This window comes from Halalkalibacterium halodurans (assembly GCF_004376175.1).
GTDB classification, from domain to species: Bacteria; Bacillota; Bacilli; order Bacillales; family Bacillaceae_D; genus Halalkalibacterium; species Halalkalibacterium halodurans.
In genome coordinates, this window is the sequence record NZ_SNUY01000015.1 from 1 (window position 1) to 12,968 (window position 12,968).

Annotated in this window: 10 protein-coding genes; 3 read left to right on the top strand and 7 right to left on the bottom strand. The window is 43.4% G+C overall.

Annotated features, from left to right (window positions below; all coding sequences use genetic code 11):
• Positions 1-120 precede the first annotated feature (120 nt).
• From E2L07_RS06830 to E2L07_RS06855, 6 genes are all read right to left on the bottom strand, one after another.
• Complete coding sequence (locus tag E2L07_RS06830; protein WP_243854928.1) at positions 121-504, bottom strand: glycoside hydrolase family 125 protein; 384 nt, start codon at positions 502-504, stop codon at positions 121-123.
• 15 nt (positions 505-519) lie between these two features.
• Positions 520-1,926: a glycoside hydrolase family 38 C-terminal domain-containing protein gene (locus E2L07_RS06835; protein ID WP_134229214.1), complete on the bottom strand. Its 1,407-nt coding sequence runs from the start codon at positions 1,924-1,926 to the stop codon at positions 520-522.
• The gene (locus E2L07_RS06840) at positions 1,896-3,212 is read right to left on the bottom strand and encodes a glycoside hydrolase family 38 N-terminal domain-containing protein (protein WP_134229215.1); all 1,317 of its coding nucleotides are present in this window, start codon (positions 3,210-3,212) and stop codon (positions 1,896-1,898) included. Before E2L07_RS06840 ends, E2L07_RS06835 begins: the two co-directional genes overlap by 31 nt.
• A 32-nt stretch (positions 3,213-3,244) precedes the next feature.
• Positions 3,245-3,859 carry a YesL family protein gene (locus E2L07_RS06845; RefSeq protein ID WP_053432514.1) on the bottom strand — a complete coding sequence of 205 codons (615 nt, stop codon included), beginning with the start codon at positions 3,857-3,859 and terminating at the stop codon, positions 3,245-3,247.
• Positions 3,852-4,760 carry an ROK family protein gene (locus tag E2L07_RS06850; protein ID WP_166740039.1) on the bottom strand — a complete coding sequence of 303 codons (909 nt, stop codon included), beginning with the start codon at positions 4,758-4,760 and terminating at the stop codon, positions 3,852-3,854. The genes E2L07_RS06845 and E2L07_RS06850 overlap by 8 nt, the downstream gene beginning before the upstream one ends.
• Positions 4,761-5,117: 357 nt before the next feature.
• Positions 5,118-7,781 carry an endo-beta-N-acetylglucosaminidase gene (locus E2L07_RS06855; protein ID WP_134229217.1) on the bottom strand — a complete coding sequence of 888 codons (2,664 nt, stop codon included), beginning with the start codon at positions 7,779-7,781 and terminating at the stop codon, positions 5,118-5,120.
• Between the two features lie 589 nt (positions 7,782-8,370).
• Here E2L07_RS06855 and E2L07_RS06860 point away from each other — a divergent pair.
• The 3 genes from E2L07_RS06860 (at position 8,371) to bioA (ending at position 11,877) form a co-directional block, all read left to right on the top strand.
• Complete coding sequence (locus E2L07_RS06860) at positions 8,371-9,552, top strand: sensor histidine kinase (protein WP_053432511.1); 1,182 nt, start codon at positions 8,371-8,373, stop codon at positions 9,550-9,552.
• A 203-nt stretch (positions 9,553-9,755) separates the two neighbouring features.
• Entirely contained in the window at positions 9,756-10,526 is a 771-nt protein-coding gene (gene bioD / locus E2L07_RS06865) for a dethiobiotin synthase (protein ID WP_166740040.1), read from the top strand.
• Between the two features lie 52 nt (positions 10,527-10,578).
• Positions 10,579-11,877, top strand: coding sequence for an adenosylmethionine--8-amino-7-oxononanoate transaminase (gene bioA / locus E2L07_RS06870; protein WP_233443905.1), 1,299 nt, complete (start codon positions 10,579-10,581; stop codon positions 11,875-11,877).
• 99 nt (positions 11,878-11,976) lie between these two features.
• On the opposite strand, the gene licT is transcribed toward bioA, so the two are convergent.
• Positions 11,977-12,807 carry a BglG family transcription antiterminator LicT gene (licT, locus tag E2L07_RS06875; RefSeq protein ID WP_053432508.1) on the bottom strand — a complete coding sequence of 277 codons (831 nt, stop codon included), beginning with the start codon at positions 12,805-12,807 and terminating at the stop codon, positions 11,977-11,979.
• Between the last annotated feature and the right edge of the window lie 161 nt (positions 12,808-12,968).

A 12,968-nucleotide genomic window follows, 5' to 3' on the forward strand; every position in this document is an offset into this window, starting at 1 on the left:
GCCCTTGATTGACCTCTGAATAAACCATTGGTGTGTTTGTCAAGAGCGATAGCGTGGCATTTCCACCTAATAAATGGTAGGTAGTATGAACCGTGCTAGTTTTTCATAGAACTTTTGACACTACCCGAGGGGGCTCATCTCGGTTCGGTCTTGCTGATGCCCTTGCTTGTTTGCTGTCTGATTAAATGCGTTGGCATACGGATCATGCAAAATGTAGCGCCATTGCCGCTCGATCACCCCTTTGATCAACCGAGCCATATCAGCATCTTCCTTCACGACCGTCAAATAAGGACGGACTTGCGCGCTCGAGTCTCGCAACCACATGGCGGGAATATCGCCTGTGACGACGAAGGTTCCTTGCTCATCTTCCTGTATGGTCGTTAAATACGTATTCAAAAAACATTGTTCAAACAATGTTTGCAGCTCTTGATCGTCTGCATAATGTTCCTTTACTTGATCGATGATCGCTTGCAACGATCGCGGTATTTTTCTTTCAGCAGCCATCTCCATGTCTCCCTTTTATTCAAATCGTAACGTCACGATTTCTTGTGGTCGAACCTCTATCTGTACATTTCCCGTTCCAAGCTTCTCTATTTGTTCTTCTAAAATGGTGCAACGGTAAATCTGTAAAAAGTGCGTAGACTGCACGATTAGCGCTTCGCCCTCACGCTTAGGGTTGAACCAGCGAAGAATCATCCCACGGCCATCCATTGTCGGCTTACACGCTGTTAATACAAGCCCTTCTCCTGACCATTGGAAAAGGTTTGTTGCATGAGGAAGGGGACCCATGCTTTGTTCTGTTTGGATCACCGTCGGTTCCACGGGGTCATCATAGGCAGCCACATAGACATTTGCCGATAGAACATCCCCTTTATGTGGTAAAAGGACGAATTGCGCTTCATTTTGTCCAAAACATTGAGCCTCAGGTGTTTCAAACAGACCCCAATCACCAAGTTCTCCGACTGAGCGGAGCAGCGTAACAGCGATGCTATCACTTACAATCTCGTATTCATGCAAGCCCTTCGTTGCAATCGTTAGCCCGTACTCCCCATTATCTAAACTGACCAGTCGTTGCATATGGTGATCAAAGGCTGGATTTTGCCATTTCGGATCTGGTGTATTCGGACGCTCTACGATTTCGTAGATGCTGTCCGCATAATGGTTGCCGCGGGCTCTTTCTACTGGAAAAAGAGCTCTCATTCGGTGGTCCTTTGCCGTATTGTCGATGTTCACGTTCACCTTTAATCCTTTTGCTCCTTGTTCTAACGTCAATTCCGTGCGCAGCGTGATGTCCGTTCGTTCCTTAGATCTACCTGCCTTTCTGTCAGGATGCCACACTAACCGTTCCTGCTCCTCCTTCAATCGTTCGTCAGCTGCCGCTGGAACAGAGAGCGTCTGGCAAATCTCAACCGTCGCACATAATGAATTGTTTTCAATGATTCGGATCGATGCCTCACACGCCTCAGTCGTATAGCGAACCCCATCAGATGAAGCTTTGAACATATATTCATTGCCAATGTCGCCCACATCTTCATATATTCCTAAGTGACGATATTCGAACCCTGTCGTTTTATCAAGAATAGAGTAGCTCCCATTTCGATGAATCATCACCTTCATCGCTTCGTTTTCCAGCGTGTTCATAGACGGATCGCCAATCAACTCTTTTCGTGCCTCTGTTTGTTTCTCTTCAACCGGGACAAGAAAGCCACACTCGTATCCGAGATAAAGGTCAGAATCATATGAAAAGGTGACTTCTAATTCTCTCGCATAATACGGTCGTCTAAATCCGTCTCTTGGCAGATCATAACCGAAGCGAACACCTGCATCTTGCACTTCGATAGGAACGCTTCCTTTGTTCGGGAATTCTAGCCGGTATGTCGGCATCACAATCTCTTTCAAGCGATCGGGAATATGACGAAAATCCATCTCGTCAAAGTAGATTTTTTCATAGCAACTTTGTGACGGACAACTCTCTTTCCAGACGTTCCGTTCGTCTTCAACACAACGAGAGGAATAGCCTCCTCTGAATCATGTAAGGTGTTTATTTGGGTAGCGATTTCCTTTCCCTGCTCCGCAATAAATGTCGTCGCTCCGGCCTCTACCTTCTCAAACCGCGTCTTCATTTCGCGGTGAACCGCATCAATGCTACAGCCGCAAATACTGTCATGGGGATGGTTTTCCATTAATAGCTTCCAATAATATTCGGAAAAATCACGATGAAGAGATTTGTTTTCAACTAGAAGACCCATCGGTTCCAATACGTTTGTCAAAAGTGTTTGGCAACGATCATTCGCCTGTTTCAAATAGATTCTCGCTGAAGCTGTATTGACGAGTGTTGACCAACCATCCGTCTTCTGGTTCCGCAACTCCCCTGTAATTTTTTGTAACTCCTTCGGTAGCTCTTCCTTTATTTGTGTGAGATAATCGTGAAAATTAGAATGCTTAAACGCTACATCGGGAAATAACGTTTCCGCCACTTTAATGGCTTGAGTGACATCCTTTTGGACTGGCTGATGATCACAGCCGTTCATAAACAATAACTGTGAAGTAGAGGCAAATCTCTCGGCGTCTCTGAGCTTTTTCACCCAAAATGTCTGCGCCTCGTCTTCGTCCGTTGGAATTTCGTTTCCATTTGAATACCAGTTTGCAAGCAAAATCCCTAATACTTGTGATCCGTCAGGCGCTTCCCAAATTAATTCAGAAAAGGGCGACGAATAGTCATCGTGCTGTACTTGGTTATTGAACCCCGTCGGCGTCACACCCCTCCCAAAAACCGCCGCACGGATACCTGCTTGTGCTAACAATTGGGGCGCCTGACCGTAAATACCAAACGTATCGGGAAAGTAGCCAATTTGCTCTCTTTTCTGTCCAAAAGTCTCCGTATCTTTTATCCCGTACAATAGATTTCGTACATTGGCTTCAGCGCTTGTTAAGAAAGCATCCTGCAAAATATACCAAGGGCCGATCACCAATCGACCGTCTTGAATATATTTTCTAACTTCCGCCTCTTTTTCTGGCCGAATGTTTAAATAGTCTTCGAGCATAATCGTTTGCCCGTCCATATGAAAGCTTCGAAAGTTCGGATCTGTAGCAAATAGCTCTAACAAGTCATCCATTAGTTGAATTAAATAGTAACGATGGCATTCGAATGGCATGTACCATTCTCGATCCCAATGGGAATGGGAAATAATATGGGCTGTTTTTTTCATCATACAATCCTCTCTCTCCACTAAAGCTGATCCAGTTATTCATTTACTCGAAACTGACGAAAACGATTTAATGCCACTTTCATCACCCAAAAAGCCGGTAGCGTGCCTAGCGCAAAAGGGATTAATCCGGGCATCTGATAAAGTAAAAAACCGATAACCGTTAGCCCGAGACCGATTAAAATATTTTGCTTCAAACTTATGAGTGTAATAATGAAAGGCTGCCATAAATACTGTTTCACCGTTTGCTCAAAATGGACATAGTACGAAAACATGTAGAAAAACGAAAATACATAAATGACAAGACATGTGATAATGACGATCGTACTAATGAGAGCGATGATCCCCTTTAATTGCGTAACCAAATAAAGATCGAAAACTAACAAGGCACCAAGGAACAGATACACTGAGCCAATTCCGTTCATTTTCCAAAAGTTTATTCTATAAAACGTATGAAATGACTTCCAAATGGGAAGATCTAATTCCCCGTGCAACCATCTCCTCGTCGTTGCAAACAATGCTCCTGTTGCAGGAAACAAGCCAAGAACGACGCCCCCTAATAAAATGTGAGCGAGCCACGCCCAATTCAACTGCATCATTCGCCAAATCCAAAAACTCGCCTCGGTGAAAAATCCCCCTAAACGATTAATCATCGCCCCTCCCCCTTTGATGTTCGTCGAGCCACCGTTTCGCTGCTCCGAACAATTGAGCCTGATCAAGATGCTCACAGAGAGCCAAGGAAGGCTTTATTGTTGCCTCCTGACGTCCTGCAAAAATGTCAGCCAGCCGTTTCTCAAGCTCCTTCATAAACCCAGGCTGTCTCGTAATTCCACCGCCTATGAAAATCTTTTCTGGATCCAACATATATTGCAGGTTAAACACACCCACCGCTAACGATTGAAAAAAGACGTCGATTGACTCTTGTGCCTTCTTATGGCCTTTCGCCGCTTCCTCAAACGCAAGATATCCCGTCCATCGCTCATCATGAGGGGGTTCCCCTTTCAGCCGTTTAACGATGGCGACTGACGAGCCGATTTCACTCCACGATTTGGAATCGCCTCTCTCATCTACATTCATGATCGCATAACCGAATTCGCCACCGTGTAAATGGGCTCCGCGTCGGAGCTTCCCGTCAAGGACAAAAGCGCCACCGATCCCCGTTCCGCACACAATGCAGGCAAATGTGCTCACACCTTGTGCTGCCCCATTCCATCCTTCGGCGATCGCCGCACAGTTTGCATCATTCTCCATCGCTACAGGAAGTCCATATGTTTCTTCAAGCGTTCGCTTCAAATTGTTCTCATGAACAAATTCAACTGCACTAGAACCGAGAACGTCACCAGTGGATGTGACACTTCCCGGACAGCTCATCGCGATGCCGATAATGTTGTAACGCTGACTAAACCTTTCATAATATTCATCTACCATCTGACAAAAGATCGGTAAGCTGCTCGGTGTCGGCTGCTCGATTTTTTCAACCAATTGAGCACGGACTGAAACGAGTGCCATTTTTGTAAATGTGCCCCCTATATCAATCGTTAACAAGTACGCCATCTTCATCCCTCGTTCCACTTAGAATTATAGAAATCGCTTACATCCTTTTTGTCTATCTTAGCGAGAAAGAGGCAAAGTTTGAACACGAATGATCTAAATCATTTAAAATGCACATGAAAACTTTAAAATTGACAAGGTTTATGGAAAAGCACAAAGCACCGACTTAAAACGGAGCGACTGATCGAAGCACGGATATAAAGGAATGTGATGAGATGTTGCACCGATAGGAATGTTTAGAGGAGTCGCCTCGTTTTTGACGCCTGCACTAGGCGTCACCAGGTTCTTTACAAAAGGCAAGCTTTCATAAAGAGTAAACAAAAAATAGAGAGGGTCTCCCCCCTCTATCGAATGATCCAACTAGAACCCGTGAGCCTCGAATTCATAAATTCGTGCCGCTTGATCGCCACCTTGTGTCGGTTTATCGATCAACAATCTTACATACCGGGCGCTCTCCAATGGAATGGAATGCTCGCTTGTTGCCTTTGTATTATTTACTACTTCGACAACCGGCTTCCACGATTCGCCGTTTATACTCGTTTCGATCGTATAGGCCTTTGTATTAAAGGCTGCTGGTTCTCCTCCTGCTTCCGCATGCTTAAGTACAAATTTCGCGATCGTGTAGACCTCTCCTAAATCTACTTGTAACCATTGATTTGTGCCTATAGCACACCATTTGCTGTTGTCAGATACGTTGCCGTCCACCGCCTTGTCTGGTCCTTCGCTTGACGCACATTGGCCACTTGCTGTCGCTTTTTTCTGCAACGCAAGATTCGTCATCCTTGCCGCCTCTTCTGTAATCGTCACAAAGTTTTCGCGTATGAGAACATCTTCTCCTTCACTATTTTTTGCCACGAGCTTGACGGAATATGTCCCTTCCTCCTGATAAACAATGACTGGATTCAGTTCATCGCTTCTATTCGGTTGACCACCTTCAAACGTCCATTCCACCGATTCCGTTACCTCGGAGGAATGATTGAAAAACTGAATCGACTCACCAGGTGCTGCAACCGTTTGGCTAACTGAAAAATCGGCTCTCGGCTTCGGGTATGGTGGCCACTCAAACGTTACCCGCGTACCAGATGGACGACTCGCAAACGTTTCGCTAACAGGAACGACTTCGAGCGTAGTTGCCTCTTCCTTCCCAACTCTTTTAAGCTTGGAAAGGTAATAAACATTGTTAGGTGTTGCACCTAGAAATTGTTTTTCACCGCTTGCCAGTTGACGATAAAGTTCATAATGACGAACATTTTCGCCTCCTGTCCACTCAAGCGAAAGATCAGCATAAATTCCATCCTCAAACGAATGATTGCTCACCTTTACTTCAGTGACCTCTGGTGGCACCTGTTGATTGTCATGCTTGTTGCTTATTTTTAATTCACCCACATAAAGGTGGTAATCGGTGATTCGCTGATCGCTCTCCACATAGAGTGATATGGCGGCGATTTGTTTCCCTTTGTGCTTTTTCAGCTTCACTTTTTCCGTCACCCACTCATGATCACCTTGCTTCTTCAAGTCAAAAAAGATAAACTCATCTGGATCGTCAAGGAAACTAATCCCTACCTTTAGTCCGTGTTTTTTCACAGGCGTTTTGTAGGTGAGTTGAATCTCTGTATCTTTTTCTATTAATAGATTGGTTTTATAGAGCTTGACGTTTGTTGCGTTTTCTTTCGATAAGTCTCCTGATAGTTTCAGAGAGCTCCCTCCGTAAAATGATTCTCCCCAATCAAAGTCTACCGTTAGAGGCGTTCCGCCGCTTTCAGCCATCCATCTCCATGTTGGCAAAAGGTCTTGCAAGCTCCGATTGTTCCAAGATGCATCCGATTTGGTTTTACCATTGATCGCAAAAAATTGTCCGCTTCCCGTATTGAAATGGGTCACAAACGGTAGTTCATTAATGACCGTCTTCTCAGGAAAATAAGTAGCCATCCCTTTCCACTCCGCGTGTTCATCGACTTTAGCTGGATTTCTAGATGGACCGACCCAAAAGAGTTGTTCCCGATCATAGAAATCGCGCATCGTATCAGATGACTTAAAGGCCCAATCCGGTCTGTAGATCCCCAGTGATGTGTGCGGCTCGCCACCTTCTGGAAACACTTGTTGCCAATTTACGTAAGTGTTCGTGCCATTAGCCTCTACATCAATGCCTGCATATAAATCGTAAGGACTTCTTCCAAGCGATGCTGCTTTCTGTTTTGATCGTTCTTGGCTATGATTCCACCACCAAAAATTGAGAAACATACTGTCAGCAACTTTTCGATTTCCAGCTTGAAAGAACATTGCATTTTCGTCGGTTAAATAGTTTTGCCAGCGAATGTCTCCATTCGAAATCATTGAGTCATACCACATAATGTGCATTCCTTCTGGCTTATTTTCCTGAAGATAAAGGAGAAATTCCTGCATGTCCTTTGCTGTTTCAGGTGTCCCTCCTTCTGTTTCTTGGTTAATAAACCAACCATCAAATCCGTAGTATTCGGCTACTTCTAACAACTTATCCGCAGCCGGAAATGATCCGTCCTCCCCACGCGCAAGCATCTTGTCAACCCATTCTTCTTGTCCCCCGTAAACTTTCGGTGGGAAAAACACGTTCCCTAAAATAGGCACGCCGTTGCGGTGAGCGGCATCAATGACGTCACCACTTGGCGGCGTAATGATTCCTTCACCGGCAGAACCTGCCCAATACACCATTAAATCAACGTATTGCCAAAAGCCGAACGTGTTGGCAAAAAATTCATTTCCTCCTTGGGAAGGAACGCCACTCGTATTGGGATTTAATGCGGATAAGGCCACAAGCTTAGCGTCCGTTTGCTGAATATCGTTCACGGTATACAGCACTTCCCGCTCACGAAGAGGAATGGAACTTCGGTTAAAGCGCGCATCAGGATCCGTCTCCGGACTCCAATCGAGCAACGTTTCAGGATACCAATATGAAGACTCAGGCTGACTTGCAAACCCTTGACTCGGCAGCAACACGAGAATCAACACCGCAATAAACACAAAGGAAAAGACACTACCTTTTTTCAACGTTCACCCCACCTTTTTTGTGGCATCGTCCAGAGAACGGATTGCCCTATAAAAATGCTAAATGCACACACCTAATGTAAGCGCATTCACTCAGATCGTAGTAAAGCTCCTTCAAGGCGTCAATCCGCCTTGGCCAATCCCTTTAATTTTTGTAGCAAAAATTAACTTTGTCCATTCTAAGATAGTCAAGCCTTAATGATAGAAGCGCAACTTTCTTAAAGTGTAAAAAGCAGCTAATCAAATAACACTTGATCAGCTGCTCATCTCTACCTCAGACCTTTCGGCTAAGATTTTTCAACACCAAGGAATTTTTTCCAATAAAAACGAAACTTGTTTATAAAAGAAATCGTCTTCCGCCTTAAGCTTATTTACGCGAGGGTCACACTTTTTTCTTGGCGAAGAAATATTAGGTACTCTTCCTCTAATTGTTGCTTCATAATTATGTAGAAAAGCTCTGGGATTGTCATCGTTCATTCCACCTCTGAGCACGGTGGTAGCATTTTTCTTTCCAAATCGAATAAGTCTATATGGGAACAAATACATACGACTAAAGTTGTGCTATAATTGAACTAGATAGGAGGTGAGTCTAATGGATCAGAAAGCGACAATATTTATTAACGGGATCATTTATACCTCGTTATTTGTCACATGGCTATTTTTGTTTGCTACAAATCCGGACCACCAGCTACACCTTTCACTTCTATGGCTTGGTTACACACTAATTTATTTCGTCCGTCACCACAGGCATTACTCTTTAAGCAATCAAGTGATCGTTTTTCTTATGCTTTTGCAGTTACTCCTAGCTTTTTTCATCACCGCGATCGACGGCTCCTTTGTGCCACAAATTCTTTTATTCATCATCATTGCAGAAAGTGCCTTTTTGATGAATAAAAGAGTCAGCATTCCAATTGCGATCATCGCCTATGGGTGTTTTGTTGTTGGAGTCGCTGTCAACCTTCATTTTCCTAGCTTCTCAGAGCTTTTGTTTGTCATTCCAAGGTTGTTAGAATACATACTTTTTTTCGGGTTTAGTTATATATCCAAAATAACAATTGAACAAAAAGAGCAGCTAAACCTTGCCTATGAACGATTATCCTCCGCGGGGAAAGAACTAGAGAAAAAGACGTTAATGGAAGAACGGGTTCGCCTATCACGGGAAATTCATGATACGATTGGCCATACGTTAACGACCGCGATTGTCGGACTTGAGTCGGTCAAACGATTGCTCCAACATCAGCGCACGGAAGAAGCCTTTGAAAAACTAACAAAAGCGCAGGAACATATTAAAAAAGGACTTGCTGAAGTACGTCGTTCCGTTAAAACCCTACATGAAAAACCTTCGTTTCTTCAATTCGTCCCGAGTTTGGAAGCTCTCGCAAAAGAAACGAGTGAAAGCACAGGAGTTAGTATTCATTGTCATATCGGTGATTTGCCAAAGTTAACACCTGAACAGGAGCTCACCCTTTTTCGAGCGTTTCAAGAAGGGTTAACTAACGGAATACGCCACGGACAGAGCACTGAATTTTTTTTCACATTAGAAGCGAAAGACGAGCGAATTTGGTTTGAGCTCATTGATAACGGGCAAACGACTACTCCGATTAAACCTGGATTTGGTTTAACGATGATGAACGACCGCGTCCAAAGTCTCGGAGGCGAAATTCACATTAGCCGCCATGGTTCAGGAGGGGTCCATTTAGGAATCACTCTACCTATGACGAAACCAATTGATGGCGATTCCTCTGATAAAGTAGCTTCAACACGAGAGGATTGATATCTTTACCATTAATCCTTTTCGGTTGCGCTAGAGATCTTTATTTTTATAGTTACATGACTGCTTACAAAGAGATTCGCCTGCCTTCTGAAAGGCAAGCGAATCACCTCTTATTCTTTCTTTTCCTGTATACGTCAAACAAGATCCTATCCCCCATATTTACCCAATTTCTATCATCTTTTGATTGTTTCATTAAGTCATATATGTTAACATATTTTCTAAACTGGTTAACATATAATCGGGAGGTGGTCATTATTCGTTCGTTTTTTATTACAGGAACAGATACTGATGTTGGAAAAACCGTTGTGACCTCTTTACTTACTCGTTTCCTCATCGACATGGGTGTAAACGCTTTTCCATACAAACCGGTTCAATCTGGAGCTACTACTAATGGAGCTCGTATGATCCCGCCCGACGCTCAAATGTACCAGCTCGTCCGCCCTGAATTTGACGTAACCGACTTTAATACATACTTATTAGAAAAGCCGTGCTCTCCCCATTTGGCTGCTGATCTAGCAAACACAACGCTAGATCGGTCCGTCATCATGAAACAAGTGCATCAATTGGAAGAAACGTATGATGCTGTCCTCATAGAAGGCGCAGGGGGGGTGTATGTTCCGCTTACGAATGATGGGTATTGCTACATAGACTTTATGGAAGAGCTTAACGTTCCTACGATTCTCGTTTCCGCTTTACGAGTTGGCACGATCAATCATACGGTCCTTGCCATTGAAGCCATGAAAGGTCGCAATCTACCAATTGCCGGCATTATCTTTAATCAACTACAAATAGGGGACCCAGTGATTGAGCAGTCCAATGTAGAGACGATTAAACAACTAACGGACACTCCCATTCTCGGGATTGTTCCATATTCGCCTGACATTCATACGGTGCTTGCCGATGACAAATTACGGAGACACCTATATAAAGATTGGGATAAACGACGATTCAAGGAGTTGATTCACAGTGACTAGCAACGATCTCTTAGCGAAAAGTAAAAAGCACTTATGGCTCCCCTTCACCCAAATGAGTGACTACGAAAAAGACCCCCTTATTATCGAAAGCGGAAACGGTGTCTATTTAAAGGATATTGAAGGAAACACCTATTTAGACGGATACTCTTCCCTATGGCTTAACGTTCATGGTCATCGGAAAAAGGAAATTGATGAAGCGATTGAAAAGCAGCTTCAGTTGATTGCACACTCGACGTTACTCGGAGCAGCTAATATCCCTTCGATACAACTTGCGGAAAAATTAGTTGAGCTCGCTCCTGAAGCGATCACACGGGTGTTTTACTCCGATAGCGGCGCTGAAGCTGTAGAAATTGCGGTAAAAATGGCTTATCAATACTGGCAAAATCGTGGATACGAAAACAAGAAATCATTTGTTACATTAAGCAACGGCTACCATGGGGATACGGTCGGTACAATGAGTGTCGGGTCCATTGAACTCTACCACAAGGTATATACCTCGCTCCTATTTGATGCCATTGTTATCCCATTTCCTTCCTCTCGTCAGGAGGAGCAAACCGAATCAGACCTTTGCCGTGAAAGCCTTAAGCAACTCCGTGAGCTTTTTGAAGCGAAGCACGAAGAAATTGCCGGCATTACGGTGGAAGCACTTATTCAAGGTGCAGGTGGTATGAATCTCATGCCCAAAGGCTATTTAAAAGGGGTCGAACAATTGTGCAAGGAGTTTCATATTTTACTCATTGTTGATGAAGTCGCCACTGGCTTTGGTCGCACGGGGAAAATGTTTGCCGTTGAGCACGAAAACGTCCAGCCTGATATCATGACCGTCGCAAAAGGGATTACGGGTGGCTACCTCCCAATTGCAGCTACCCTTACACAAGAACATATTTACGAAGCGTTTTACGGAGAGTATACAGATTTAAAAACATTTTTTCACGGCCATTCCTATACAGGAAACCAGCTTGGTTGTGCCGCCGCATTAGCTAATCTTGAAATCTTTGAAAAAGAGAACATCATCCAACAAGTGGAAGAAAAAGCCTTGTTTTTAGAAGAGCAGCTTAAACACGTTGCTGAGCTTGAATTTGTCGGTGCCGTCCGACAATTAGGGCTTATGTGCGGAATTGAACTCGTTCAGCATAAACGAACAAACGAGCCATTCCCCTGGGAACAACGTGTCGCTTACCGATCCACATTAAAAATGCGAGCCCTCGGGATGCTTACGCGACCTCTTGGAGATGTTATCGTTTTAATGCCTCCTCTTGCAGCAACGAATGACCAATTAAAGCAAATGGTCGATATTATGAAGGAAGGAATAATGGAAGCGGCGACTGAATGTTTAGAGCAACAAGTTTAGCTAATTAGAAAAACTTCGATCACGAGCGAAATTGATCGTTTTTCACAAAACGCAAAAAAGCTAATACCTCTTCAAGCGAGAAGGTATTAGCTTTTTCGTTTATCGATGGATGACTCGATCAATATGGATCGTCAAATAGAGCATTTCTTCGTTTGTCAATTCATAATCGTACTGCTTTTTAATGTATTCTTTAATTTTCTCGGTGCAGGCAAATGAGTCTTTATGTTTTTCCTTTACGATATCGAAAAATGTATCATCATCACTGCTTAAAAATGTTCGATTGATTAACCGTTGGCAGAAAAACTTCAAGTGAGTAATAAACCTGAAGTAGTTTAACGAGTCTTCATCTAAATCTGTGTTAAAATGATATTTAACAATTTTTAGAATGTGCTTCGTTAATTTCGTAATGTTGATCACGTTTGGCACTTCTTCATTCAACTCGGCATTAACGATATGGAGAGCAATAAACGCAGCTTCATCCTCAGGCAGTGTAATTCCTAGCTTTTTCTCGATAATTTCGATTGCATGTTGACCGATGGCAAACTCATCTTGGTAAAGCTTACGAATTTCCCAAAGAAGCGCGTTTTTGATTTCATAACCTTTTTTCACCCGTTCAATCGCGAAGTTTATATGGTCAGTGAGCGCTACATAAATAATGTCATTTAAATCTTTTTTATAGGCCATCTTCGCATGTTGAATGATTTGTTCCGTTACTTCCATCACTTCAATCGGTACTTCGCGCAGGAGGGTACGAAACCGCTCGGTCGTCTCTTGACTGTTTAACGTAAAGATCTTTTCGATTTTCGTCTTGTCTACAGGATCACCAGATTTCGCTTGAAAACCAATACCTTTCCCCATAATAATCAATTCTTTTTGCTGTTCATTGATTACGCTAATGACGTTATTGTTTATAATTTTTGCGATTTTCACTGACCTCACCTGCTCTCAAGTCATTCTCACCATCTACCTAATCTCCATGTTAAAAGGGTTACAGAAAGCGTTTTGCCTTTAACTTTTCCTCATTATACATCATTTCCTTTTTAAGACCTAGTTCTTTAGTGAATCGTAAGACCTATTAATCAAAACGATCA

What these genes read in the sequence shown, in the direction of transcription:
- E2L07_RS06830 (WP_243854928.1), bottom strand. Translation starts at nt 504, where the DNA reads ATGGCTGCTGAAAGAAAAATACCGCGATCGTTGCAAGCGATCATCGAT.
- E2L07_RS06835 (WP_134229214.1), bottom strand. Translation starts at nt 1,926, where the DNA reads ATGGATTTTCGTCATATTCCCGATCGCTTGAAAGAGATTGTGATGCCG.
- E2L07_RS06840 (WP_134229215.1), bottom strand. Translation starts at nt 3,212, where the DNA reads ATGATGAAAAAAACAGCCCATATTATTTCCCATTCCCATTGGGATCGA.
- E2L07_RS06845 (WP_053432514.1), bottom strand. Translation starts at nt 3,859, where the DNA reads ATGATTAATCGTTTAGGGGGATTTTTCACCGAGGCGAGTTTTTGGATT.
- E2L07_RS06850 (WP_166740039.1), bottom strand. Translation starts at nt 4,760, where the DNA reads ATGGCGTACTTGTTAACGATTGATATAGGGGGCACATTTACAAAAATG.
- E2L07_RS06860 (WP_053432511.1), top strand. Translation starts at nt 8,371, where the DNA reads ATGGATCAGAAAGCGACAATATTTATTAACGGGATCATTTATACCTCG.
- bioD (WP_166740040.1), top strand. Translation starts at nt 9,756, where the DNA reads ATGTTAACATATTTTCTAAACTGGTTAACATATAATCGGGAGGTGGTC.
- bioA (WP_233443905.1), top strand. Translation starts at nt 10,579, where the DNA reads ATGAGTGACTACGAAAAAGACCCCCTTATTATCGAAAGCGGAAACGGT.